Genomic DNA, 23,393 nt, shown 5'->3' with positions numbered 1-23,393 from the left:
TCCCCTACCCTTACTCTGCCGCAGCCTGGAAATTGTTGCGGGCCAATGCGGAGCACTCGGCCATGACGGCGGATGCGCGCGCAATCGGGTTCGTCAAATAAAAGTCTTTTACCGGCGAGGCAAACGCCGACTTGGTGAGCGAGCCGCTTTTACCAGCCAGCGCCTCGATATCAGTAGCCTTGCCGGCAACGATCTCGTCGGTTTCCGCCAGATGCGGATACGCGACATAAAGCTGGCCGCGCAGGGCAGACAGCGAATCGAACGGCAGCTTCTTGCCGAGAACGTCGGACAGCGCACGCAGGATCGCCCAGTCTTCGCGGGCTTCGCCCGGTGCGAAACCGGCGCGGTTGCCCACCTGAACGCGGCCTTCGGTGTTGACCCAGATACCGGATTTTTCGGTATAGGCCGCACCCGGAAGGATGACGTCGGCGTTCATCGCGCCCTGATCGCCATGGCTGCCGATATAAACGGTGAACTTCGCACCCTTGTTCGACAGGTCAAGTTCATCGGCGCCGAGCAGGAAGAGAACGTCCATGGACGCGACCATCTCGGCTGCTGCAACACCGCCCTCGCCCGGCACGAAACCGATATCGAGACCGCCAACGCGGGCAGCGGCAGTGTGCAGAACCGAGAAGCCATTCCACTCCTCGGTGACAGCGCCGACCGACGTAGCCAGCTTGGCAGCGGCGGCCAGTACGGCAGCACCATCCGCACGGGACAATGCGCCCTGACCGATGATGATCAGCGGGTTCTTGGCGGACTTCAGCTTGTCGATGAAGCTGTGCGAACCATTGGCCAGATCGGAGAGCGTTTCCGCGCCGGAGCCGAGATATTCGTAATTGTAGCGCAGTTCACCGGCCTCCCCGATCACACCGATCGGGAAACCGCCACGACGCCAGCGCTTGCGGATGCGGGCGTTGAGCACGGCCGCTTCGAAACGCGGGTTGGAACCAACGATCAGCAGAGCGTCGGCCTGTTCGATGCCTTCAATGGTGGAATTGAAGATGTAGCTGGCGCGGCCAAGTGACGGATCAAGCGCTGCGCCATCCTGGCGGCAATCGACATTGGCGGAGCCGAGCGACGCGAGAAGCGACTTCAGCGCGAACATTTCTTCAACGGAAGACAGATCGCCGGCGATCGCGCCGATCTTGGAACCGGATGTCGCAGCCACTGCGTTCTTGATCGCGCCAAAAGCTTCGCCCCAGGTTGCGGGCTGCAAACGGCCGTCCTTGCGGACGTAAGGCCGGTCGAGGCGCTGGGTCTTCAGGCCGTCCCAGATGAAGCGGCTCTTGTCGGAGATCCACTCTTCGTTGATCGCCTCGTTAACGCGCGGCATGACACGCATGACTTCGCGCCCACGGGTATCGACGCGGATGGCCGAACCGAGAGCGTCCATCACGTCGACGGTTTCGGTCTTGTTCAGTTCCCACGGACGGGCAGTGAAAGCGAAAGGCTTGGAGGTGAGAGCGCCGACCGGGCAGAGGTCAACGACGTTGCCCTGCAGCTCCGAGGTCATGGCCTGCTCGAGATAGGTGGTGATTTCGGCATCCTCGCCGCGGCCGATGAGGCCGAGTTCGGCAATGCCGGCCACTTCGGTCGTGAAACGGACGCAGCGCGTGCAGTGGATGCAGCGGTTCATCACCGTCTTGACGAGCGGGCCAATATATTTGTCTTCAACCGCGCGCTTGTTTTCCGCGTAGCGCGATCCGGCGATACCGAAGGCCATAGCCTGGTCCTGCAGGTCGCACTCGCCGCCCTGGTCGCAGATCGGGCAATCCAGGGGGTGATTGATCAGCAGGAATTCCATCACACCTTCGCGGGCCTTCTTGACCATCGGCGTGTTGGTGAAAACTTCAGGCAATTCGCCGTTCGGGCCGCCGCGAACGTCGCGCACGCCCATGGCGCAGGAAGCGGCCGGCTTGGGCGGTCCGCCCTTCACCTCGATGAGACACATGCGGCAGTTACCCGCGACCGACAAGCGCTCATGAAAACAAAAGCGCGGAACTTCGGCGCCAGCCTCCTCGCACGCCTGCAACAGCGTGAAATGATCCGGAACCTCGATCTCTTTACCGTCAACCTTGAGCTTTGCCATGGTTCTACTTACGTCCTGTTGCCTGTTCGTCCCATGTCTCACACGGTCCGCAACAAATCCTTAATCACACCCGGCACTCGTGTCGTATGCCAGACGCTTCATGGTGTCGCGAGGCCGGAAATTCCGGCTCCGCTCGAAGCCTTTGATGCTTACTCAGCGGCTTCCAGAACAGCGCCATCATCCATGGCCCTGTAGGTATATTGGTCGATGCGCTTTTCGATTTCCGGACGGAAATTGCGGATCAGCGCCTGTACCGGCCATGCGGCGGCGTCGCCGAGCGCACAGATGGTATGGCCTTCGATCTGCTTCGTCACCTCGAACAGCATGTCGATTTCGCGCTTCTGCGCGTTGCCCTTGACCATGCGTTCCAGCACGCGCCACATCCAGCCCGTGCCTTCGCGGCACGGCGTGCACTGGCCGCAGCTTTCATGCTTGAAGAAGGCCGCGATGCGGGCAATCGCCTTGATGACGTCGGTGGACTTGTCCATGACGATCATGCCGCCGGTGCCGAAGGAGGACTTCACTTCGCGCATGCCGTCAAAGTCCATGATGGCGTCCTTCATGTCCTCACCGCGCACGATGGGGCAGGATGCGCCGCCGGGAATAACGCCGAGCAGATTGTCCCAACCGCCGCGAATGCCACCGCAATGGTGTTCGATCAGCTCACGGAAGGACAGGCCCAGCGCATCTTCGAAGGTGCACGGACGCTCGACATGGCCTGACACCATGAACAGCTTGGTGCCGACATTGTTCGGACGGCCGATGGACGAGAACCATGCAGCGCCACGTCGCAGGATGGTCGGCGCAACGGCGATCGATTCAACGTTGTTGACGGTCGTCGGGCAGCCGTAAAGACCCATATTGGCCGGGAACGGCGGCTTAAGGCGCGGCTGCCCCTTCTTGCCTTCAAGGCTTTCGAGCAGAGCCGTCTCTTCGCCGCAGATATAGGCACCGGCGCCGTGATGGACATAGATGTCGAAATCCCAACCGTTCTTGTTGTTCTTGCCAAGCAGGCCGGCATCGTAGCACTCGTCGATGGCCGCCTGCAGCGCTTCACGCTCACGCATATATTCGCCGCGCACGTAGATATAGGCGGTATGCGCGCCCATGGCGAAACCGGCGATCACGCAGCCTTCGATCAGCGTATGCGGATCGTTGCGCAGAATTTCGCGGTCCTTGCAGGTGCCGGGCTCGGATTCGTCGGCGTTAACGACGAGATAATGTGGACGGCCGTCATTCTCCTTCGGCATGAAGGACCACTTGAGACCCGTCGGGAAGCCAGCGCCGCCGCGACCGCGAAGGCCGGAAGCCTTCATCTCGTTGATGATCCAGTCACGGCCCTTTTCGATGATCTGCTTGGTGCCGTCCCAGTGGCCGCGCGCAAGCACACCCTTCAGGGACTTGTCCTTGAGGCCGTAGAGATTGGTAAAGATGCGATCCTGATCTTTTAACATGCTTCACCTCTTACCGCGGCTTCTTGCCGAAGACCCTGATATACTCGGCTTCGCCACCCTTGGCGAGCGCCTCGGCCTGCTTGATCCACTCATCGCGTTCGATGCGGCCCTTGAAATTCAGATAACCGTCGACCCAGTCGCATTCGGCCTTTTTCCAGCCGGCGATCTGCGCATAGGTGAAGATGCCGAGCTCGTGCAGCGTGCCTTCGATCTTCGGACCGACGCCGGAAATGAGCTTCAGGTCGTCGGGCGTTGCGGGCTTTTCGATAGCGGCCGGACGATCCTTGGAATCGAGCGACGGCTTCGCAGATCCCGAAGCTTCCTTTTCGGCCGTCTTTGCATTCGCTTCGGCAGCCTTCGGTGCGGTCGCAGGCGTCTTCAGCTTCGGATCGGTTTCCGGGGCGTCCGTCTTCGGCTTGGCGGCATTGGACGGCGGAACCGACGCGGCGTCCGCAGGCGCTTCGGCCGGCTTGTCGAGATTGGAACGGTCCGGCTTGATCTCTTCCGTCAGCGTCGTCAGGCCGCCGACCGGGACCGACTGGTGGCGGTCGATCTGAGGGCCGGTCTTGACCGTGTCGCCCTTGCCTGCCTCGAACGTGTCGATGATCTCTTCCAGACGCTCGGGCGTCAGGTCCTCATAGGCATCCTTGAAAATGATGACCATTGGCGCGTTGACGCAGGCGCCCTGACATTCCACTTCTTCCCAGGAGAGCGTTCCGCTCTCGTTGGTGTGCAGCGGATCGTGGTGGATCTTCTTGCGGCAGACATCCATCAGCGCTTCCGAGCCGCGCAGCATGCAAGGCGTGGTGCCGCAAACCTGAACGTGGGCACGCGTGCCGACCGGCTTCAGCTGAAACTGGGTGTAGAAGGTCGCCACCTCGAGAACACGGATATAGGCCATATCCAGCATGTCGGCGATTTTCTCGATGGCGGCGCGGGTAACCCAGCCGTCCTGCTCCTGCGCACGCATGAGCAGCGGGATGACCGCCGATTGCTGGCGTCCCTCGGGATATTTCTTGATCGTCTTTTCAGCCCATGCGGTGTTTTCCGCATTGAAGGCAAAAGCCACGGGCTGGAACTGATCTTCGGCTAGTCGACGAACGGACATACTTCCTCACGCCTTTTCAGTTTAACGTCTCACACCGCGATCTCGCCACCGTGACGAATTCGCAGGCATAAGCCGCCTTGTCTTTTTGCATGAACACGATGAACTTGCTGCCATTGGGAACCGAGGCCTTGATCTCGTATCCCGAAGACAGAAGCTGCTTGATGGTCGAAGAGCCGCCGCTCGACAGCGATACTCCGCCCTCGTCCGTCGCCGTCTGGGCGAAAACGGGAGTAGACATCGCAGCGAGAAAAGCCGGAATGGCCAGCGGCAGACGCATCAGCGGTCGACCTCCCCGAACACGATGTCGAGAGAGCCGAGTACGGCTGTAACGTCGGCAAGCTGATGGCCCTTGCACAGGAAATCCATCGCCTGCAAATGGGCGTAACCCGGCGCGCGGATCTTGCAGCGGTAGGGCTTGTTCGAGCCATCGGCGACAACGTAAACGCCGAATTCGCCCTTCGGCGCTTCGACGGCGGCGTAAACTTCGCCGGCGGGAACGTGATAACCTTCGGTATAGAGCTTGAAGTGATGGATCAGAGCTTCCATCGAACGCTTCATCTCGCCACGCTTGGGCGGAACAACCTTGCCATCCAGCGAGGAGACCGGGCCGATGCGATGCTTGCCGGAGAGAAGATCGACGCATTGCTTCATGATCTTTACCGATTCTCGCATTTCCTGCATGCGGATCAGGTAACGGTCGTAGCAGTCGCCGTTCTTGCCGACCGGAATGTCGAATTCGAGATCGGAATAGCACTCATAAGGTTGCGAACGGCGCAAATCCCAGGCAGCGCCGGATCCACGCACCATCACACCCGTGAAGCCCCAGGCAAACGCATCTTCCAGCGACACGACGCCGATATCGACGTTACGCTGCTTGTAGATGCGGTTGTCCGTCAGAAGACCTTCGATATTGTCGAGAACGGTCAGGAACGGATCGCACCACTTGCCGATATCATCAACCAGTTCCGGCGGCAGGTCCTGATGGACGCCGCCCGGACGAACGTAAGCCGAGTGCATGCGGGCGCCACAGGCGCGCTCATAGAACACCATCAGCTTTTCGCGTTCTTCAAAGCCCCAGACCGGCGGCGTCATCGCGCCGACGTCCATGGCCTGCGTGGTGACGTTCATGATGTGCGACAGGATGCGGCCGATTTCCGAATAGAGAACGCGGATCAACTGGCCGCGCATTGGAATTTCGAGACCGAGCAGCTTTTCGACGGCGAGCGCGAAAGCATGTTCCTGGTTCATCGGCGCGACGTAGTCGAGGCGGTCGAAATAAGGAACGGCCTGCAGATAGGTCTTGGTCTCGATCAGCTTTTCGGTGCCGCGATGCAGAAGACCGATATGCGGATCGACGCGCTCGACGATTTCGCCGTCCAGTTCCAGAACCAGACGCAGCACGCCGTGCGCGGAGGGATGTTCCGGACCGAAGTTGATCGTGAAATTGCGGACGTTATGCTCAGTCATTCTAGTGCTCCGCCGAGGTGATCATGGCGATGAATTCGGGGCCGGTCATGTTCTGCGTGGTCTCAGCGAAAGAATAGCTCGAGGGCTTCTCATCCGTGAAAATCTGCTGCGCGAAGGTGAAGCTGGACGGCTTGTCGAACGCCTGCAGCGAAACGGCAAAATGTTTGCCATCCTTGGAACGCCACAACAGCGTGCTGCCACAATTCTTGCAGAAACAACGCTCACCCCACTCCGACGAAGAATAAACGCCGAGGCTCTGCTCGTTTTCAAAGGCGATATCAATGCATTCGACAGCCATAAACGCTCCGCCGGACCAGCGGCGGCACATGGAGCAATGGCAGACGCCGAATTCGCGGGCACCGAGCGTGGCTGTGAAGCCGACGGCGCCGCAAAGACATTGTCCATGCTCTGTCGCGGGGGCTTCGCTCATTGCTTGGCCTTTTCGTCACCCGGGAGAACATATTCCGTTCCTTCCCAAGGGGAAAGGAAATCGAAATTGCGGAATTCCTGCTTCAGTTCGACCGGTTCATAAAGAACCCGTTTCAGAACGTCATCGTAACGCACTTCCACAAAGCCGGTAACCGGAAAATCCTTGCGCAGCGGATGGCCTTCGAAACCATAGTCCGTGAGGATGCGGCGCAGGTCCTTATGGCCCTCGAAAGGAATGCCATACATGTCCCAGGCTTCGCGCTCGAACCACTCCGCGCCCATGTAGACGGAGGTCGATGAAGGAACGCCTTCGTCTTCCGCCACCTGCAGCTTGACGCGCACGCGCAGATTCTGGCGCGGCGACAGCAGATGGTAGACGACATCGAAACGCTTTTCGCGCTGCGGCCAGTCAACGCCGCAAATATCGATGATATTGACGAAACCGCACTGCACGTCGTCACGCAGGAAGGTCAAAAGCGCGATCACGCTTTCAGGCGTCGTGTTCAGCGTCAGTTCGCCATAGGCGATATCAGCAGACACCACGAGGGAACCGCGCGCTTCCTTAACGTAAGCAGCAAGATCGTTGAGAGCTTCGCTCATTACTTAATCCGTCCTTTGCCCTTAGCGCTCGATCGTACCGGTACGCCGGATTTTCTTCTGCAGCAGAAGCACGCCGTAAAGCAGCGCCTCCGCCGTGGGTGGACAGCCCGGAACGTAGATATCCACCGGCACGACGCGGTCGCAACCGCGCACCACGGCGTAGGAATAGTGGTAATAACCGCCACCATTGGCGCAGGAACCCATGGAGATGACGTAACGCGGCTCAGGCATCTGGTCATAGACCTTGCGCAGAGCGGGCGCCATCTTGTTGGTCAGCGTGCCGGCAACGATCATCACGTCCGACTGGCGCGGTGAAGCGCGCGGAGCAACGCCGAAGCGCTCCATGTCGTAACGCGGGCCGGAAGCCTGCATCAGGCCTTCGACGGCGCAGCAGGCAAGACCGAACTGCATCCACATCAGCGAGCCTGTGCGCGCCCAGGTGATCAGCTCGTCGGTCGATGTCACGAGGAAGCCCTTATCGGCCAACTCGTCGTTGATTTCCGTGAAGTAGGCATCGTTGCTGCCAACCGGCTTGCCGGTCGAGGGATCGATGATCCCCTTCGGCTGCGGCGCAACGAGCGTGCTGTTGTTCTGGCTCATGCCCATTCCAGCGCTCCCTTCTTCCACTCATAGATAAAGCCGATGGTGAGAACGAGAAGGAATACCATCATCGACCAGAAACCGAACCAGCCCATCTCGCCGAAAGACACCGCCCAAGGAAACAGGAAGGCGACTTCCAGGTCAAAGATGATGAAAAGAATCGAAACCAGATAAAAACGGATATCGAACTTCATGCGGGCGTCGTCGAAGGCGTTAAAACCGCACTCGAAAGCCGAAAGCTTTTCCGGGTCCGGCGCCTTATAGGCGACAGCGAAAGGCGCGATAAGAAGCGCCAGGCCGATGACGAGAGCGATACCGATGAAGATTGCGATCGGAATGTAGGAACTGAGGAGTTCAGTCATGGTCTCTTCCTTGCCCGGCCGGGCGCCGGGCCTGCCTTTGCGACCCAAGTCTCAAAGAACGGACAAATATGTTGCAACGCCAAAGTGGTTAGCGCAGCCGCGCCCTCTCTGCAAGAGTTTAGCCTCCATTTCAAGACACCTGCCGCATTGATTGGCAACAATATTGCCGGAATTGACGCAAATTTGGGCCACAATTCCGGCCTAAGCCCCTCAAATACAATAATAATCGATTGAACGACGCACCCGCAAAAAAGTCACACGAATTTTACGTCCGGAAGGCGGCGAAGTGACGATATCGGGAAATCGAAACTTGATAAAAAAAGGCAGGAAAAATCATGACTGGAGAGCCCGGAATCAGACGCCGGAACGGTCAAAAACAGAGACGCGCGACGAGCGCTTTCTTTTCTTTTAAGAGACATTTCATGAAGAAGAAATGGCGCGAGTGACGGGGCTCGAACCCGCGACCTCCGGCGTGACAGGCCGGCACTCTAACCGACTGAGCTACACCCGCGCTCCACAGACATTCGCCTGCGTATTTTCCGAGGAACAGGATGGCGCGAGTGACGGGGCTCGAACCCGCGACCTCCGGCGTGACAGGCCGGCACTCTAACCAACTGAGCTACACCCGCTTATCCTGACCGACAGAACCTTGGTTCCGCCGTACGAACCAGCCTCGGCTGTTCGTTGAGCGGCTAACTACGGCGTTCGTGCGGGGGTGTCAAGCAGGTTTCACGACAAAAGAATAAGCTTCTTCATTTTGATCATGAAAAACCGGACGGGCTGTGAACGCGATTGCTGCAAACGCCCTGTTTTGCGGGCTTTTCCCAACGAAAACAAAAAACTTGTCCACAGCCGGCGGCTTCTGCAACGGCATTTCCCCAAGGCCAGAAAGGCGTCGTCGGCTTCTGGTTTTGGCAAAAAGCCCGCAGTTCCAGGCTTTTTACCCCTCCTCTTCGGCGGAGGGAAAAACCTCGCCTAAAAAAAACAAAAAAACTTCACAAAAGCCCTTGCGGTTTTTTTCCGATCCGAATACATCACGGCCACCGACGCGGCGGACATGATCCGCAAGACGCGAAGGGCGATTAGCTCAGTTGGTAGAGCGCCTCGTTTACACCGAGGATGTCGGGAGTTCGAGTCTCTCATCGCCCACCATTTTTCCAGAAGATTTAAATATCACCCGTGAAACCGAAATTCTTCGTGTTTGCGTTCGCGATGCGATAAGCCCTCGAGTATTCGGAATTATCGCCCCCTGCCCTTACTGCGGGCGGTGAAGCGTTGTCATGATTCCCAACCGCTGGAATCGCTTTTCTCCAGTTACACCATGCCAAATCGGCACTGCTGTTCCATATTCCGACAGCTCGGCTGCCCCTTGTATCACCCCGCAACATACCGGAAAATAAGGAAGATTCAGACTTTCTAAAGAGATTTCAGGCATTGTTTGCGCACCGTTTCATGATGAACGGTTGAACTGATGGATGAAGCCATGTCGATCGACGCGTTTGTAACACTCGCGCTTATTGCGCTGCCTGTTTATATTTTTTTCCGCTGGGTCCAGCAGGATTCGGAAAAACAAGACACTCCCAAAAGTCCAAAGTCCATGGGACGCTGATCCGTCAGGATCGGTCCGCGACATTTTTAGGGACGACTCTGGACGAAATTTACCAAGATTCGATACTGAGAGAGCGATACCGATGTTGCGGCTTGCCTCATGACAGATCGTTCAGGAGTGGCGATAGCCCTGGTGGTTCTCTTCGCCAAATAAAAAGCCGGGCATCGCCCGGCTTTTCTCTTTTTTCGATACAGTTCGGCGCAATCAGTTGATCGCCTTCATCTCAACCTTGAAGAACAGCGTCTCGCCGGAGGAATCATCGACGCCGTCATTGTCTGTCACGGCATAGGCGGCTCCAGCCTTGTCAAAGGTGAAGCCTTCCAGCTTGTCGACGACGTAGCCGTTGGTCTGGGCCTTGAGGTCGGGCAGGAAGTCGTGGGCTTCCTGCTTGGTCACCAGCGGCAGCTCGCCGCGGATCTTGCCCGGCTTCAGGTCGGCGATAGCAACGCGGTAGAGCTTCTTGATCTTGGCCTTGTCGCCGATCTGGTTGTCGCGCTCGATGATATAGACATAGTCGCCCTGCGCGGTGATTTCAGAAAGGCCGACCCAGCCTGCCTCAGTCTTGTCGAGCGGGTAACGCACAGCGCCCCACTCCTTGGACTTCGGATTATAGGAGACGAGCTTGACGAAGCCCTTCTCGTCCGTGCCCCATTCACGCTGCACGGCCATCCACAGCGTCGCATCGTCGCCTTTACCGATCATCGTCACGCCTTCGAAACCGAAGCGGGTATCGCTGGCGAGCAGCTCCTTCGGCAGCGCGATCTCGGCCTTGATTTCACCCTTGGCGTTAACGTTATAAAGCGCATGCGGAACGAGCTTGGCGCTATCGCCTTCAGAGGCCAGCCAGAAACCGCCCTTGCCGTCCAGCGTGATGCCTTCGATATCAAGCTTCTGGGCGGCGACGCCGTCACGCTTGACGCGCAGCACGCTGGTGATGACAGCAGGCTTTTTCGTCGCATCAATGGTAAAGATCGACGGCTGATTGCCATAGACCGAATCGGACACGGCATAGAGAATGCCGGGCTTTTCGGCATCGCCGACCAGACCCGAGAGCGCACCCCAACCGATCGGCGCACCATCGACTGTCGCGGAGACGAGCTGCGGATAGGCTGCTTCGCCTTCAGCACGCTCATAAAGCATGACATGCGAGCGGACGCCGCCGTCTTCGATCAGATCAACCTCATTGGCCGTGGCTAGGAGGTTGCGCGACGGGATGGCGACTGCGCCTTCCGGCGAAATTCCCGAAGGCAGGAGCTGGGTCAGTTGCGGCTCTGCGCCGGTATCCTTGTAAACAGCGGCAACGGAGGCGCGCTCGGCAAGCACGAAGAAATACTTCTGACCATCGAAGGTCGCCGCCTCCAGACCCTCGGGCTCGATCCCCTTGGCCTTGGAACGCTTTTCCGGATAGTGGCCGATGGCGGCAACCGCGTACTCGAGCGAGGTGCCGGCCTCATAAAGAAGCTTGCCGGTCTTGTCGAAGATGGTGAAGCCGCGCGAGCCGCCCTGCCAGTCGCCCTCATTGGCGATGACGATACGGTCATTGTCCAGCCACTTCACGGCATCCGGCTCGCGCTTGCGGCCTTCCTGCTTGTCGGTGAACTTCAGCTGTCCATCGGTTTTGGTATCGATGCCTTCCAGATTGACGGTGCCGGCGGAGAAATGCGTCTTCACGGTGCCGGTCTTGCCGTCGATGATGACGATATGGTTGTTTTCCTGCAGCGTCAGCGCGATCTCGCCATTGGCGTTGATGGAAACAAATTCCGGTTCCGGATCCTCCGGGGAAATTTCAGCGAGACCGGTAACGTCGATCTTCTTCAGCGTCGCGCAGTCGGCAACACCATCCTTCAGGCCGACGGTGACGAGGTAACCGGCTGGCATCTGCGGCAGGGCGCCTTCGTTCACCTCTTCATCGCGCTCGTTTTCGATCGCGATGGCGGCAAAGGTCTTGTCCGGGGAAACGGCGACGGAATCGGGTTGGCCGCCGAGGTCGCAGCTTGCCTCAACCTTCTTCGTGGCGAGATCGACCGTCACCAGCTTGCCGGAAGGCTTGGCACGACTTTCCGACGTATTGACGCCAGCCAGTACCTTGAGACCGGCAACGGCAACGGAGGTCGGCTCGCCTTCCAGCAACAATGCGCCGCCGGCCTTTGGAGCCTTGGCGTCTGTGATGTCGATGAAACCGATGCCGCCAAGCGGGCTGTCCGAATAAATCAGCGTCTTGCCGTCTTCGCTGGCGGTGATGATTTCAGCCGAAGTGACAGACTTGGCGTCCTTGTCCGCGGGAAGGTTTTTTGCCACCGGGAACGATGCAATGCGGTTGAAAACCGGCTCGGCAGCGGCCGGGATGGCCGCGGACGCAAGCAGAGCTGCAGTCAAAGCCATTTGAGAAAATCGGAACGCCATTTTAATCCCCCTTGGGTCCAGAAATACCCCATGGCTTCTGCGTCAAAGACATGACAGTGGCATGACATTTCCTTGCGGGAGAATCAAAAAGCCCGACTGCTGGAGCCGGGCTTTCGCGTTTATGCGCACATTCCGCGTTTCGAAACACCACCCGCTTTAGCGTCGATGTGACGGCGTCAGGGCATCAAAACATGTTTCCTCGTGAACCTGAAAAGCCGCCCGCCCGCCGCCGGGCGTTGCAGCTTTCCGGAAACCTTACGAGTTGACGGCGTCCTTCAGGCCCTTGCCTGCGGAAAACTTCGGTACGTTGCGAGCCGGGATATCGACTTCAGCACCCGTGGAAGGGTTACGACCCTTGGAGGCTTCACGACGGCTAACGGAGAAGCTGCCGAAGCCAGCGAGACGGATGTCGCCACCGCTCTTCAGTTCGTTCTGTACGGTTTCGAATACGGCATCAACAGCGGAAGCAGCATCTGCCTTCGTGAGACCAGCCTTTTCGGCAACAGCAGAGACGAGCTCGTTCTTGTTCATGTTTCCACCCCTTTCAATGGTTTGAAACGACTAAAATTAAGCCGGCGCAGAATACATTCACATCCGCGCGCAGCAACTCAAAAGCGCTGGAATCGCCTGAAAAACAAGGGGTCTGGAGTTTTTTTCACAAAAAAGGCCGACATTTCTGCCGGCCTTCCACATATTCGTGCCAATTTGGCATCAGTTGCGCAGAGCTGAGCACCGCGCAAGCACTCCGACACCTAACGCATTGATTCTATGCGCTGCCCGCCGCGAAAGGCGATTCCCGCCTTCGCGACGATGCATGTATCAATGGGCGATCGTCTGGTTGCCGTCATCAACACCTTCGACGGTTGCGATCACCGGCGTCTCGATGCTGCCGTCCCACTCGATGGGTTCCGGCTGGCGGATAAGAGCGTGCTTGATAACCTCGCCCATACGCGACACCGGAATGATTTCCATCTCGTTCTTCACGTTATCCGGAATCTCCGCCAGATCCTTGGCGTTTTCTTCCGGGATCAGCACCTTCTTGATGCCGCCGCGCAGAGCCGCAAGCAGCTTTTCCTTCAGGCCGCCGATCGGCAACACGCGACCACGAAGCGTGATCTCGCCCGTCATCGCCACATCCTTCGAGACCGGAATACCGGTCATGATGGAGACGATGGCAGTTGCCATGGCAACACCGGCAGACGGTCCGTCCTTCGGAGTTGCCCCTTCAGGAACGTGAACGTGGATGTCACTCTTGTCGAAGCGCGGCGGTTCGATGCCGAAATCCACGGCGCGCGAGCGGACATAGGATGCCGCCGCCGAAATGGATTCCTTCATCACTTCCTTGAGGTTGCCAGTAACCGTCATGCGGCCCTTGCCCGGCATCATCACGCCTTCGATGGTGAGCAACTCACCGCCGACTTCCGTCCAGGCTAGACCGGTGACGACACCGACCTGATCCTCGCGCTCGGCTTCGCCATGGCGGAACCGCGGCACGCCCAGATAGTCGGGAACGTTTGCAGCGGTGACTTCCACGGACTTGACCTTGCCCTTGATGATCTCGGTGACAGCCTTGCGCGCCAGCTTCATCAGCTCGCGTTCGAAGCTGCGCACGCCCGCTTCGCGGGTGTATTGCTGGATGACGACCATCAGGGCATCATCGGTGACCGAGAACTCTTCTGGACGCAGGGCATGCTCCTTGATCGCCTTGGGCAACAGGTGACGCTTTGCGATTTCGCGCTTTTCGTCTTCCGTGTAACCGGCGATGCGGATCACTTCCATGCGGTCCATCAGCGGGCCGGGAATGTTCAACGTGTTGGCCGTGGTCACGAACATCACGTCGGACAGGTCGTATTCCACTTCCAGGTAATGATCCATGAAGGTGGAGTTCTGTTCCGGATCGAGAACCTCCAGCAGTGCCGACGACGGATCGCCACGGAAATCCATGCCCATCTTGTCGATTTCGTCGAGCAGGAAGAGCGGGTTCGCCTTCTTGGCCTTCTTCATCGACTGGACGATCTTGCCGGGCATGGAGCCGATATAGGTACGGCGGTGACCGCGGATTTCCGCTTCGTCACGAACGCCGCCCAGCGCCATGCGGACATACTCGCGGCCGGTCGCCTTGGCGATCGACTTGGCAAGCGAGGTCTTGCCGACGCCGGGAGGACCGACGAGGCACAGGATAGGACCGCGGATTTTGGAAGCACGGGCCTGTACGGCCAGATATTCGACAATGCGCTCCTTGACCTTGTCCAGACCGAAGTGATCCTGATCAAGGATCGTCTCGGCGGCATTGAGGTCGGTCTTGATCTTCGACTTCTTGCCCCACGGCAGACCCAGCAGCCAGTCCAGATAGTTGCGCACGACTGTGGCTTCCGCCGACATCGGGCTCATCTGGCGAAGCTTCTTCATTTCCGCCTCGGCCTTTTCCTTGGCCTCCTTGGAAAGCTTGGTCTTGGCGATGCGCTCTTCCAGTTCGGCCATTTCGTCACGACCGTCTTCGCCGTCGCCGAGTTCCTTCTGGATCGCCTTCATCTGCTCGTTCAGGTAATATTCGCGCTGGGTCTTTTCCATCTGGCGCTTGACGCGCGAACGGATGCGCTTCTCGACCTGCAGCACGGAAATTTCGCCTTCCATGAAGCCGAGCGCCTTTTCAAGCCGCTGCTTCACGCTGACGGTTTCCAGCATTTCCTGCTTTTCGGTGATCTTGATCGACAGGTGCGAAGCGACCGTATCGGCAAGCTTCGAATAATCGTCGATCTGGCCGGCAGCGCCGACAACCTCGGGCGAAATCTTCTTGTTGAGCTTCACGTAGCTTTCAAATTCGGACACGACCGAACGCGAAAGCGCTTCGATCTCGACCGGATCTTCGGCAGGCTCCTGCAAAGGCGTCGCGGAGGCTTCATAGAAATCCTCGCGGCCAGTGTAATTGTCGATCTGGGCGCGGCCCTTGCCTTCCACCAGCACCTTTACGGTGCCGTCGGGAAGCTTCAGGAGCTGCAGGACATTGGCGACCGTGCCGACCTTATGGATGGCTTCCGGTGCCGGATCGTCGTCGCTGGCGTTGATCTGGGTGACAAGCATGATCTGCTTGTCCGAACCCATGACTTCCTCGAGCGCACGGATGGATTTTTCCCGCCCGACGAACAGGGGAACGATCATATGCGGGAAAACGACAATGTCGCGCAGGGGAAGTACCGGATAGGTACCGCCAGATGCCGCAGACGTGATGTTCGTCATATCATTTCCTTTCCATGGTCCCTTTCGGGACACTTTGCCGGACAGCTTGGGGCATCCGGCGCATTCATTTCTCGAGACTGAAAGTGGAGTTTCGAAACACCGATTTCAAGTCGCCGGAACAGACGGTCCAGCAAAGCGGCAAGACCGTGAAATTCAACAAAACCCAGCGCTGGCTCATACTCCCGACATTCCGGTTATCCTCAAGGGCCAGGAACCGGGTCGCCGACGGAATTCACATTTCCGTCATAACGCGCTGCAAATCAGTTGTAAGACTTTATCAGCAAAGCGCAATCCGCTCCAAACGCAAAATCGGGCTTCGTCAAGTTAGACGCAAGTTTCGTGAGGTCGCTCTAATAGAAAAGGCCCGCACGGATGCGGGCCCTGATCTTTTCCAACATTGCATCAGCCGATCAGGCCGAAACGTTGGTCTTTTCTTCCTGGCGGTCCGCATAGATGTAGAGCGGACGGGCGACACCGCTGACGACCTCGTCGGAAATGACGACCTCGCGCACGCCTTCCAGCGTCGGCAGTTCGAACATGGTGTCCAGCAGGATCTTTTCCATGATCGAGCGCAGGCCGCGGGCACCGGTCTTGCGGGTGATCGCCTTGCGGGCGATTTCGCGCAGCGCGTCCTCGTGGAAGGTCAGCTCGACATCTTCCATCTCGAACAGGCGCTGATACTGCTTGACCAGCGCGTTCTTCGGCTCGGACAGGATCTGGATCAGCGCATCCTCGTCCAGGTCTTCCAGCGTCGCCAGAACGGGCAGACGGCCGATGAATTCCGGAATGAGGCCGAACTTCACCAGATCTTCCGGCTCCAGCTCGCGCAGCACTTCGCCCACACGACGATCGTCTTCCGCCTTGACGGTCGCACCGAAGCCGATCGAGGTCTTTTCGCCTCTGGCCGAGATGATCTTGTCGAGGCCGGCGAATGCGCCGCCGCAGATGAACAGGATATTGGTCGTATCCACCTGCAGGAACTCCTGCTGCGGATGCTTGCGGCCGCCCTGCGGCGGAACGGAAGCGACCGTGCCTTCCATGATCTTCAGAAGCGCCTGCTGAACGCCCTCGCCCGACACGTCGCGCGTGATGGACGGGTTGTCCGACTTGCGGGAAATCTTGTCGACTTCGTCGATATAGACGATGCCGCGCTGGGCGCGCTCGACATTGTAATCCGCAGCCTGCAACAGCTTCAGGATGATGTTTTCCACGTCCTCGCCGACATAACCGGCTTCGGTCAGCGTCGTTGCGTCCGCCATGGTGAAGGGAACGTCGATGATGCGAGCGAGCGTCTGGGCAAGATAGGTCTTGCCGCAACCCGTCGGACCGACGAGCATTATGTTCGACTTCGCCAGCTCGACATCGCCGTTCTTGGAGGCGTGCGCAAGGCGCTTGTAGTGGTTGTGAACGGCCACGGACAGGATTTTCTTCGCCTGCTTCTGGCCGATGACATATTCATCGAGGATCTTGATGATGTCCTGCGGGGTGGGCACACCCTCGCGCGACTTCACCATAGACGTCTTGTTCTCCTCGCGGATGATGTCCATGCACAATTCGACGCATTCATCACAGATGAACACCGTCGGTCCGGCAATGAGTTTCCGGACTTCGTGCTGGCTCTTGCCGCAGAATGAACAATAGAGTGTATTCTTAGAGTCGCCGCCGTTGCTGCCGCTGACTTTGCTCATATCTCTTTCCTTCCAGCACGCCGCAGGTCCGCCAAACGGATCGCGGTCAACTTACCGCCCGCCGATACGGCAGCCCTTGGGGTGCATCGCCGTATCCGCCTCGTTTCCCCGGGGTACTAACCGGTATCAGATACATGAGCTGATACCCGGCTGCAACGAATTCCCCATCAAACCTAGCTACGTCATAAAAACTCAACATAGCCTTTATATATACTAATATCGCTTTCTGTTGCGGTTGAAAGCCCCGAAATTACTTTTGCGGCTTCAAACAAACGTCAAAAGCGGCGCGCCTCAATTCGCGACGGCGCCTTCGATTTCCTGGCGCGAGGTCAGGATCTTGTCGATCACGCCCCAGTCCTTCGCCTCGTCTGCATCCATGAAATGGTCGCGATCAAGGGTTTTTTCAACCTCTTCGAGCGTACGGCCGGTGTGCTTCACGTAGACTTCATTGAGACGGCGCTTCATCTTGATGATGTCGCGGGCGTGGCGCTCGATGTCCGATGCCTGCCCCTGGAAACCGCCGGAAGGCTGGTGAACCATGATGCGGGCGTTCGGGGTCGCAAAACGCATTCCCTTTTCACCGGCGGCGAGAAGCAGCGAGCCCATGGACGCGGCCTGGCCGACGCAGAGCGTCGAGACCGCAGGGCGAATGAACTGCATCGTATCGTAGATCGCCATGCCGGCGGTCACGACGCCACCCGGCGAGTTGATGTAGAGCGCAATTTCCTTCTTGGGGTTTTCAGCCTCGAGGAAAAGCAGCTGCGCGCAGACGAGCGACGCCATCTGGTCCTCCACCGGGCCGGTGAGGAAAATGATGCGTTCCTTGAGAAGACGGGAAAATATGTCGTAGGAGCGTTCGCCGCGATTGGTCTGCTCAACGACCATCGGCACCAGAGCCATGGCGGTATCAACTGGATTTTTCATGTCCGTCCTTTGTCAAACTCTGCCCTTCGCGGAAAGCCGCTCCGGAATCACTTCTAACCTTCATACTCCCTACATAGAGTGTCCCTGCCCCGTACTTCAAGACACGAAGCCGCATATCCTTAACGGCTCAACAGCGTTTGCAGGCCTTTCAGGCCGAGGTTGACAGGGCTTTCGGACCGGGCGGCGCCAGCCGGGCCTCTTTCCCACGCTGCCACCATTTTTTTACTATGGCGCGCGACGACGGCAAAAATCGCCCGCCATGCACAGATATAACTTCTCACCGGCAAGAACTCGTTAGTATTTGCTGCTGATACTGGCCAGCGAATTTCCGGTTCCCGTTGGGGAATGGGCCCATCCGGGCGAAATGGCAGCTCAACAATTCCAGCGGGCATAACGCACCTCGTGCGGAAGGGCCCGCTTTTACCGCATTATGGCGCAGATAGGATTTTGCAATGCTGGATGCAAAGACGAGCACGCTACTGTGGGCGGCGGAGACGCTCACCCTTGCCGTGCTTTTGGGAACGCTGTGGCTGCACCGCCCTTCCCGCCGGCATAATCTCTATTTCGCGGCCGGTTTCCTCGCCACGGGCATCGGCACGGTAATGGTGGCGCTTCGTGGGGATATTTCCAGTTTTTTGTCCATCCAGGTCGGCAATACGCTCGCACTTTCCGCCTTCGGGTTCTGGCTTGCGGGCCTGCTGTGCTTCGAGCAGCGAAAAATCGGCGGCTGGGTCGCCATTCCGGCTCTGCTGTGGATCGCGGGAATGTTTCTGCCGCCCGTGCGTGAAAATATGGTGCCCCGCATCCTGCTCTATCACGCCAGTGCCGCCACCGGTTATTTCATGCTCGCCGGCGTCCTTCTGGCCAGCAAGGCGCGCGCCTCACGCAGCCGCCGGGTTTTAGCCGCAATTCTGATCCTGCAGGCTTTTGCCGGGGCGTTTGTCGCATCCATCGTCATACCGGCCAATGCCGCGGCCCCCAACGCTATTCCGCTGACATCGGCGCTCGCCTTTTCCGGCATGCTCGGCTTCACGGCCATCATCATGATCAGTGCCAAGATCATCATGGAAGACACAGAAACGCGCCTTCACCGGCTCGCCATGACCGATCATCTGACCGGCGTTCTTAACCGTCGCGGCCTGCTGGAGGAGTTTGAGCGCATCAAGAAGAGGTCGCCGGCCTCCAGCCGTTACGTGGCGCTGGTGCTGTTCGATATCGACCATTTCAAGAAGATAAACGACAGATACGGCCACCAGTCCGGCGATGCGGTCCTCGTGCATTTCTGTAATATCGCACAGCGTACGATCGGCGATCGCGGGCTTTTCGTCAGGATGGGCGGCGAAGAATTCGCCCTGGTTGCCGAAGTGGAAAGCTCTTCCAGCACCGCGGCGCTTGCGGAAGCCATCCGCAGCAATCTGCGCCTTTCGAAGATCAGTTCGCGCGGTGAAGGTATCGAGGTGACCACCAGCGTCGGCATATCGGAAGCCATGATCAAGGATGCCGACCTGAATACGATGATGACAGAAGCCGACCGCGCGCTTTATGCCGCCAAGAAGGCCGGGCGCAACCGGACCGTCATCCATGTCAATTCGGCCAATGTCGTCGTGCCAGCTTCGGACCGCGACGAAAATCCGATGGACAACAATGCCGACCGCCAGGTGGCGGCGCTGAACCGGATATCCGCCATCGCCGGCCGGTGATGATGTAACCATTCAGTGACATGCATAGAGTTATCGCAATGGATTTGTCTCCCTTCCCAAAGCGCCGCGCGCGGAATAGACCATGGGCATGACAGCGACATTTCCCTTTCTCAAAATCGACCACGCCACCCGCCGCATCTCCCTCGATGCCCGCGACCCGGCCTTCTACAACGATCCGAACCCGGTTTATGCGGCCCTGCACGCGCAATGTCCCACTTTCTACTGGGAAGAGCAGCGGCAATGGTTCTTCACCGGTTACGACCATGTCAGCGCCCTTCTGCGCGACCGCCGCTTCGGACGGCAGATACTGCATGTGGCTAGCCGCGAGGAAATCGGCCTGCCGCAGCCGCTGGAACATGTGAAGCATTTCGACGCCGCCGAGCAGCATTCGCTTCTGGAGCTCGAGCCGCCGGAGCACACACGGCTGCGCACGCTCATCAACCGCGCCTTCGTGTCGCGGCACGTCGACAAGATGAAGCCGGAAATAGAGGAACTCGCCAACCGCCTCATCGACGCCTTCGAAAGCAAGGGCGAAACGGAACTGCTCTCGTCTTATGCCGATATCATCCCGGTGACGATGATCGCCCGTATGATCGGAATTCCCGAGGAAATGGGGCCGCAGCTTCTGAAATGGTCGCATGCCTATGTCGGCATGTACATGTTCAAGCGCACGCCCGAGGACGAGCTTCTGGCCGACAGGGCCGCGCATGAATTTTCAGACTATGTACGCAGCGTGATCGCAGAGCGTCGGGCGGAGCCGAAAGACGATCTGCTGAGCCACATGATCCATACGCAGCACAAGGGCCAGTATCTGACCGACGATGAGCTCGTCTCCACCACCATCGTGCTGTTGAATGCCGGGCACGAGGCGACCGTACACCAGATCGGCAATTCCGTGCGCATCATTCTTGAAAGCGGCATCTCCCCCGAGGTCCTGTTCCGCGACGAGACGGCAACCGAGCGGACAGTGGAGGAGACGCTGCGCATCTGTGCACCGGTGCATATTTTCCAACGCTGGGTTCTCGAACCGGTCGAGATCGATGGCGTGCAGTTCAGGCGTGGCGACAAGGTCAGCCTTATCCTGGCCGCCGCCAACCTCGATCCGGCGAAATTTTCCGATCCTCTGGCCTTCCAGCCGGACCGCAACGAAGGCGCCAACGTCTCCTTCGGCGCCGGCATCCATTTCTGCATCGGCGCACCACTTGCAAGACTGGAACTCAATCTCGCCCTGCCCCTGCTTTTCAAACGTCTGCCGGGCCTGAAGATCGCCGAGCCGCCCAAGGTGAAGGACGTCTATCATTTCCATGGTCTGGAGCGGCTCGACCTGGCGTGGTGAAATCTGACTGTTAAAGTATTCGAACGGGGCATCCGGCCTCACAGCCGGATAACGTAATCCTTCCGCGTGGTTTCCACGACCTCCCAGGTGCCGGTGAAGCCCGGGCGCAGGACAATCCTGTCACCCGGCCTCAGATCGCGCGGTGTGCCGCCGTCTTCGGTCAGGATGGAATGGCCTTCGAGAATGCTGAAATATTCCCATTCATCATAGACCACCCGCCATTTGCCCGGCGTAGACTGCCAGATGCCGGCATAGATGCCGCCGGGAGCCTCTTCGAGATTCCATGTCGTGAATTTGGGATCACCTGATATCAGTCTTTCCGGCACGGGCGCGCCGTGCTCCACCTCAACGGCGCTGCTTTCAAAAGACACAAGATTTGTCATCGCGGCAGGTCCTCAGATTTTTTCAAAGGACTGTTCGAGATCGGCGATGATGTCCTTGACGTCCTCAATGCCGATCGACAAGCGCACCACATCCGGCCCGGCGCCGGCGGCCGTTTGCTGTTCCGGCGTCAACTGCGCATGAGTGGTGGAGGCCGGGTGGATGACGAGCGAGCGTGTATCGCCGATATTGGCGAGATGCGAAAAAAGCTGCAGCCCTTCCACCAATGCCTTGCCGGCCGCATAACCGCCCTTGACGCCGAAGGTGAAGACGGAGCCCGCCCCCTTCGGCGAATAATGCTGCTGGATGGCATGGTTGTCGCTGTCCTCCAGACCCGCATAATGCACCCAGCCGACTTTGGGATGTGCCTTCAGCCATTTCGCGACGGCGAGCGCATTGTCGGAATGGCGCTGAACGCGCAGCGGCAGCGTCTCTATTCCGGTCAGGATCAGGAAGGCGTTGAAGGGCGAAATTGCCGGGCCGAGATCCCGTAATCCCAGAACGCGGCAGGCGATGGCAAAGGCGAAATTGCCGAAGGTCTGGTGCAGCACGACGCCGGAATATTCCGGCCGCGGCTGCGACAGCGCCGGGAACTTATCGGTCGCCGACCAATCGAAGGTGCCGCCATCGACAATGATGCCGCCCATGGAATTGCCGTGTCCGCCAAGGAATTTCGTCAGCGAATGTAGCACGATATCTGCGCCGTGTTCCAGCGGCCGCAGCAGATAGGGGCTCGCCATGGTGTTGTCGACGATGAGCGGCAGGCCGTGACGATGGGCGACATCGGCGATTGCGGCGACATCCACGAAAGTACCGCCCGGATTGGCGAGGCTTTCGATGAAGACGGCACGGGTACGATCATCGATCTGCGCCTCGAAGCTTGCCGGGTCCGCGGCATCCGCCCAGCGCACCTGCCAGTCGAAACCCTTGAAGGCGTGGCCGAACTGGTTAATCGAGCCGCCATAAAGCTGGCGGGCCGCGACGAAATTATCGCCGGATTGCATGAGCGTGTGGAACACCAGCAATTGCGCCGCGTGGCCGGAAGCAACGGCAAGCGCCGCCGTGCCACCTTCGAGCGCCGCCACGCGCTCCTCCAGAACCGCCTGGGTGGGATTCATGATGCGGGTGTAGATATTGCCGAACTCTTTCAATCCGAACAGGGCGGCGGCGTGATCGGCATCGCGGAAAGCATAGGCCGTGGTCTGATAAATGGGCGTGGCGCGCGCGCCGGTGGTCGGATCAGGCTGCGCGCCTGCGTGAACGGCCAGCGTCGAAAAACCGGGATTGTTGCTCGGCATGATGTTTCCTCCATTGGAATTTTGGAGGGATCATAATGCCTTGGCGCCAAATGATAAGTGCAATCCGTACCAACTATCGCGCAATATTGAGACGCGGATACTCAATTGCGGGACAACGGTCCATCACCACGTCCATGCCATAGGCTTCCGCCTTGGCGGCGGCATTGTCATCGCGAACGGAGAGCTGGCCCCAGATCACCGAAGGGCGGTCAGGCAGCAATATCGCCTCTTCGACAATGGCCAACAAATATTCCGGCGCCCGGAAAACGTCGACCATGTCCACCGGCTCGGGAATATCGGCGAGTTTGGCATAGACCTTCTGCCCCAATATCTCCTTGCCCGCCTGGCCAGGATTGACCGGAAACACGCGATACCCCTTGGACAACAGAAAGCGCATCACGCCGTGGCTGGGCCTGTCGGGATTGGGAGAAGCACCCAGCAGGGCGATGGTTTTGACGTCAGTCAGAATTTTTCTGAGGTACTCGGGTTCATAACTATCATGCTGCATGTCAACTTATCCCTTCTGGAGCATCGCATGGTTTGAAGAATAACAATGCAGGTGCGCCATTTAAAAGCGCCCGAGCATGGCGCCTCATGCATAATTCCACCGACGCATTCCTGACGCTGCCGGTTGCGCCCGTCCTTTCCATTTAGGTAGGTTCTTTGCTTTCTTGAACCCCTGCCGATCTGTTTGACCGCCATTAC

Annotated in this window: 21 protein-coding genes and 3 tRNA genes; 4 read left to right on the top strand and 20 right to left on the bottom strand. The window is 58.6% G+C overall.

Going from position 1 to position 23,393, the window contains the following annotated elements; translation table 11 throughout:
* Positions 1 to 10: 10 nt before the first annotated feature.
* From nuoG to ACQZ48_RS11335, 12 genes are all read right to left on the bottom strand, one after another.
* Positions 11 to 2,092: an NADH-quinone oxidoreductase subunit NuoG gene (nuoG, locus tag ACQZ48_RS11390; protein WP_448728825.1), complete on the bottom strand. Its 2,082-nt coding sequence runs from the start codon at positions 2,090 to 2,092 to the stop codon at positions 11 to 13.
* 149 nt (positions 2,093 to 2,241) lie between these two features.
* Complete coding sequence (nuoF, locus tag ACQZ48_RS11385) at positions 2,242 to 3,546, bottom strand: NADH-quinone oxidoreductase subunit NuoF (RefSeq protein ID WP_077982450.1); 1,305 nt, start codon at positions 3,544 to 3,546, stop codon at positions 2,242 to 2,244.
* Positions 3,547 to 3,556: 10 nt separating this feature from the next.
* A complete protein-coding gene (locus ACQZ48_RS11380; RefSeq protein ID WP_137410192.1) occupies positions 3,557 to 4,654 on the bottom strand; it encodes an NADH-quinone oxidoreductase subunit E in 1,098 nt (365 codons plus the stop codon).
* A gap of 16 nt (positions 4,655 to 4,670) precedes the next feature.
* Positions 4,671 to 4,931: a hypothetical protein gene (locus ACQZ48_RS11375; RefSeq protein ID WP_077982452.1), complete on the bottom strand. Its 261-nt coding sequence runs from the start codon at positions 4,929 to 4,931 to the stop codon at positions 4,671 to 4,673.
* The gene (locus tag ACQZ48_RS11370; RefSeq protein ID WP_020012326.1) at positions 4,931 to 6,121 is read right to left on the bottom strand and encodes an NADH-quinone oxidoreductase subunit D; all 1,191 of its coding nucleotides are present in this window, start codon (positions 6,119 to 6,121) and stop codon (positions 4,931 to 4,933) included. Before ACQZ48_RS11370 ends, ACQZ48_RS11375 begins: the two co-directional genes overlap by 1 nt.
* A 1-nt stretch (position 6,122) precedes the next feature.
* A complete protein-coding gene (locus ACQZ48_RS11365) occupies positions 6,123 to 6,551 on the bottom strand; it encodes a GFA family protein (protein ID WP_077982454.1) in 429 nt (142 codons plus the stop codon).
* Positions 6,548 to 7,150 (bottom strand): NADH-quinone oxidoreductase subunit C, encoded by a 603-nt coding sequence (locus tag ACQZ48_RS11360; protein WP_003496465.1) that lies wholly within the window; start codon positions 7,148 to 7,150, stop codon positions 6,548 to 6,550. The genes ACQZ48_RS11365 and ACQZ48_RS11360 overlap by 4 nt, the downstream gene beginning before the upstream one ends.
* A 21-nt stretch (positions 7,151 to 7,171) precedes the next feature.
* Positions 7,172 to 7,756 carry a NuoB/complex I 20 kDa subunit family protein gene (locus ACQZ48_RS11355; RefSeq protein WP_003496467.1) on the bottom strand — a complete coding sequence of 195 codons (585 nt, stop codon included), beginning with the start codon at positions 7,754 to 7,756 and terminating at the stop codon, positions 7,172 to 7,174.
* Positions 7,747 to 8,112: an NADH-quinone oxidoreductase subunit A gene (locus tag ACQZ48_RS11350; protein WP_003496469.1), complete on the bottom strand. Its 366-nt coding sequence runs from the start codon at positions 8,110 to 8,112 to the stop codon at positions 7,747 to 7,749. The genes ACQZ48_RS11355 and ACQZ48_RS11350 overlap by 10 nt, the downstream gene beginning before the upstream one ends.
* 434 nt (positions 8,113 to 8,546) lie before the next feature.
* Positions 8,547 to 8,623, bottom strand: a tRNA-Asp gene (locus ACQZ48_RS11345).
* A gap of 41 nt (positions 8,624 to 8,664) precedes the next feature.
* Positions 8,665 to 8,741 (bottom strand) — tRNA-Asp (locus tag ACQZ48_RS11340).
* 89 nt (positions 8,742 to 8,830) lie between these two features.
* A complete protein-coding gene (locus ACQZ48_RS11335; protein WP_191217671.1) occupies positions 8,831 to 8,980 on the bottom strand; it encodes a hypothetical protein in 150 nt (49 codons plus the stop codon).
* A gap of 208 nt (positions 8,981 to 9,188) precedes the next feature.
* Here ACQZ48_RS11335 and ACQZ48_RS11330 point away from each other — a divergent pair.
* Together ACQZ48_RS11330 and ACQZ48_RS11325 are read left to right on the top strand one after the other, a co-directional pair.
* Positions 9,189 to 9,264: transfer RNA gene (locus tag ACQZ48_RS11330), tRNA-Val, on the top strand.
* A 319-nt stretch (positions 9,265 to 9,583) separates the two neighbouring features.
* Positions 9,584 to 9,721 carry a hypothetical protein gene (locus ACQZ48_RS11325; RefSeq protein WP_165691159.1) on the top strand — a complete coding sequence of 46 codons (138 nt, stop codon included), beginning with the start codon at positions 9,584 to 9,586 and terminating at the stop codon, positions 9,719 to 9,721.
* Between the two features lie 204 nt (positions 9,722 to 9,925).
* Here ACQZ48_RS11325 and ACQZ48_RS11320 read toward each other — a convergent pair whose 3' ends face one another.
* The 5 genes from ACQZ48_RS11320 to clpP form a co-directional block, all read right to left on the bottom strand.
* Positions 9,926 to 12,124 carry an esterase-like activity of phytase family protein gene (locus ACQZ48_RS11320; RefSeq protein WP_191217663.1) on the bottom strand — a complete coding sequence of 733 codons (2,199 nt, stop codon included), beginning with the start codon at positions 12,122 to 12,124 and terminating at the stop codon, positions 9,926 to 9,928.
* Positions 12,125 to 12,379: 255 nt separating this feature from the next.
* The gene (hupB, locus tag ACQZ48_RS11315; protein WP_003496481.1) at positions 12,380 to 12,655 is read right to left on the bottom strand and encodes a DNA-binding protein HupB; all 276 of its coding nucleotides are present in this window, start codon (positions 12,653 to 12,655) and stop codon (positions 12,380 to 12,382) included.
* 288 nt (positions 12,656 to 12,943) lie between these two features.
* Positions 12,944 to 15,361, bottom strand: a complete 2,418-nt coding sequence (gene lon, locus ACQZ48_RS11310; protein WP_077982456.1) for an endopeptidase La — start codon at positions 15,359 to 15,361, stop codon at positions 12,944 to 12,946.
* Between the two features lie 410 nt (positions 15,362 to 15,771).
* Entirely contained in the window at positions 15,772 to 17,049 is a 1,278-nt protein-coding gene (clpX, locus tag ACQZ48_RS11305; RefSeq protein ID WP_063951205.1) for an ATP-dependent Clp protease ATP-binding subunit ClpX, read from the bottom strand.
* Between the two features lie 291 nt (positions 17,050 to 17,340).
* Entirely contained in the window at positions 17,341 to 17,973 is a 633-nt protein-coding gene (clpP, locus tag ACQZ48_RS11300; RefSeq protein ID WP_004441299.1) for an ATP-dependent Clp endopeptidase proteolytic subunit ClpP, read from the bottom strand.
* 452 nt (positions 17,974 to 18,425) lie between these two features.
* Here clpP and ACQZ48_RS11295 point away from each other — a divergent pair, with 452 nt between their 5' ends.
* Positions 18,426 to 19,673 (top strand): GGDEF domain-containing protein, encoded by a 1,248-nt coding sequence (locus tag ACQZ48_RS11295; RefSeq protein WP_137410187.1) that lies wholly within the window; start codon positions 18,426 to 18,428, stop codon positions 19,671 to 19,673.
* An 82-nt stretch (positions 19,674 to 19,755) separates the two neighbouring features.
* The gene (locus ACQZ48_RS11290) at positions 19,756 to 21,009 is read left to right on the top strand and encodes a cytochrome P450 (RefSeq protein WP_173988918.1); all 1,254 of its coding nucleotides are present in this window, start codon (positions 19,756 to 19,758) and stop codon (positions 21,007 to 21,009) included.
* A gap of 38 nt (positions 21,010 to 21,047) precedes the next feature.
* Here the strand turns inward: ACQZ48_RS11290 and ACQZ48_RS11285 are convergent, their stop codons facing one another.
* From ACQZ48_RS11285 to ACQZ48_RS11275, 3 genes are all read right to left on the bottom strand, one after another.
* Complete coding sequence (locus tag ACQZ48_RS11285; RefSeq protein ID WP_077982458.1) at positions 21,048 to 21,392, bottom strand: cupin domain-containing protein; 345 nt, start codon at positions 21,390 to 21,392, stop codon at positions 21,048 to 21,050.
* Between the two features lie 12 nt (positions 21,393 to 21,404).
* Complete coding sequence (locus tag ACQZ48_RS11280; RefSeq protein WP_077982459.1) at positions 21,405 to 22,688, bottom strand: O-acetylhomoserine aminocarboxypropyltransferase; 1,284 nt, start codon at positions 22,686 to 22,688, stop codon at positions 21,405 to 21,407.
* A gap of 73 nt (positions 22,689 to 22,761) precedes the next feature.
* Positions 22,762 to 23,196, bottom strand: a complete 435-nt coding sequence (locus ACQZ48_RS11275; RefSeq protein WP_173988916.1) for a CoA-binding protein — start codon at positions 23,194 to 23,196, stop codon at positions 22,762 to 22,764.
* Positions 23,197 to 23,393 lie beyond the last annotated feature (197 nt).

The organism is Agrobacterium sp. 22-209-1 (genome assembly GCF_053522485.1).
The sequence above is the reverse complement of the archived record's forward strand: the minus strand, read 5'-3'. Positions and strand labels throughout refer to the sequence as shown.

What these genes read in the sequence shown, in the direction of transcription:
- nuoG (WP_448728825.1), bottom strand. Translation starts at nt 2,092, where the DNA reads ATGGCAAAGCTCAAGGTTGACGGTAAAGAGATCGAGGTTCCGGATCAT.
- nuoF (WP_077982450.1), bottom strand. Translation starts at nt 3,546, where the DNA reads ATGTTAAAAGATCAGGATCGCATCTTTACCAATCTCTACGGCCTCAAG.
- ACQZ48_RS11380 (WP_137410192.1), bottom strand. Translation starts at nt 4,654, where the DNA reads ATGTCCGTTCGTCGACTAGCCGAAGATCAGTTCCAGCCCGTGGCTTTT.
- ACQZ48_RS11375 (WP_077982452.1), bottom strand. Translation starts at nt 4,931, where the DNA reads ATGCGTCTGCCGCTGGCCATTCCGGCTTTTCTCGCTGCGATGTCTACT.
- ACQZ48_RS11370 (WP_020012326.1), bottom strand. Translation starts at nt 6,121, where the DNA reads ATGACTGAGCATAACGTCCGCAATTTCACGATCAACTTCGGTCCGGAA.
- ACQZ48_RS11365 (WP_077982454.1), bottom strand. Translation starts at nt 6,551, where the DNA reads ATGAGCGAAGCCCCCGCGACAGAGCATGGACAATGTCTTTGCGGCGCC.
- ACQZ48_RS11360 (WP_003496465.1), bottom strand. Translation starts at nt 7,150, where the DNA reads ATGAGCGAAGCTCTCAACGATCTTGCTGCTTACGTTAAGGAAGCGCGC.
- ACQZ48_RS11355 (WP_003496467.1), bottom strand. Translation starts at nt 7,756, where the DNA reads ATGGGCATGAGCCAGAACAACAGCACGCTCGTTGCGCCGCAGCCGAAG.
- ACQZ48_RS11350 (WP_003496469.1), bottom strand. Translation starts at nt 8,112, where the DNA reads ATGACTGAACTCCTCAGTTCCTACATTCCGATCGCAATCTTCATCGGT.
- ACQZ48_RS11325 (WP_165691159.1), top strand. Translation starts at nt 9,584, where the DNA reads ATGGATGAAGCCATGTCGATCGACGCGTTTGTAACACTCGCGCTTATT.
- ACQZ48_RS11320 (WP_191217663.1), bottom strand. Translation starts at nt 12,124, where the DNA reads ATGGCGTTCCGATTTTCTCAAATGGCTTTGACTGCAGCTCTGCTTGCG.
- hupB (WP_003496481.1), bottom strand. Translation starts at nt 12,655, where the DNA reads ATGAACAAGAACGAGCTCGTCTCTGCTGTTGCCGAAAAGGCTGGTCTC.
- lon (WP_077982456.1), bottom strand. Translation starts at nt 15,361, where the DNA reads ATGACGAACATCACGTCTGCGGCATCTGGCGGTACCTATCCGGTACTT.
- clpX (WP_063951205.1), bottom strand. Translation starts at nt 17,049, where the DNA reads ATGAGCAAAGTCAGCGGCAGCAACGGCGGCGACTCTAAGAATACACTC.
- clpP (WP_004441299.1), bottom strand. Translation starts at nt 17,973, where the DNA reads ATGAAAAATCCAGTTGATACCGCCATGGCTCTGGTGCCGATGGTCGTT.
- ACQZ48_RS11295 (WP_137410187.1), top strand. Translation starts at nt 18,426, where the DNA reads ATGCTGGATGCAAAGACGAGCACGCTACTGTGGGCGGCGGAGACGCTC.
- ACQZ48_RS11290 (WP_173988918.1), top strand. Translation starts at nt 19,756, where the DNA reads ATGGGCATGACAGCGACATTTCCCTTTCTCAAAATCGACCACGCCACC.
- ACQZ48_RS11285 (WP_077982458.1), bottom strand. Translation starts at nt 21,392, where the DNA reads ATGACAAATCTTGTGTCTTTTGAAAGCAGCGCCGTTGAGGTGGAGCAC.
- ACQZ48_RS11280 (WP_077982459.1), bottom strand. Translation starts at nt 22,688, where the DNA reads ATGCCGAGCAACAATCCCGGTTTTTCGACGCTGGCCGTTCACGCAGGC.
- ACQZ48_RS11275 (WP_173988916.1), bottom strand. Translation starts at nt 23,196, where the DNA reads ATGCAGCATGATAGTTATGAACCCGAGTACCTCAGAAAAATTCTGACT.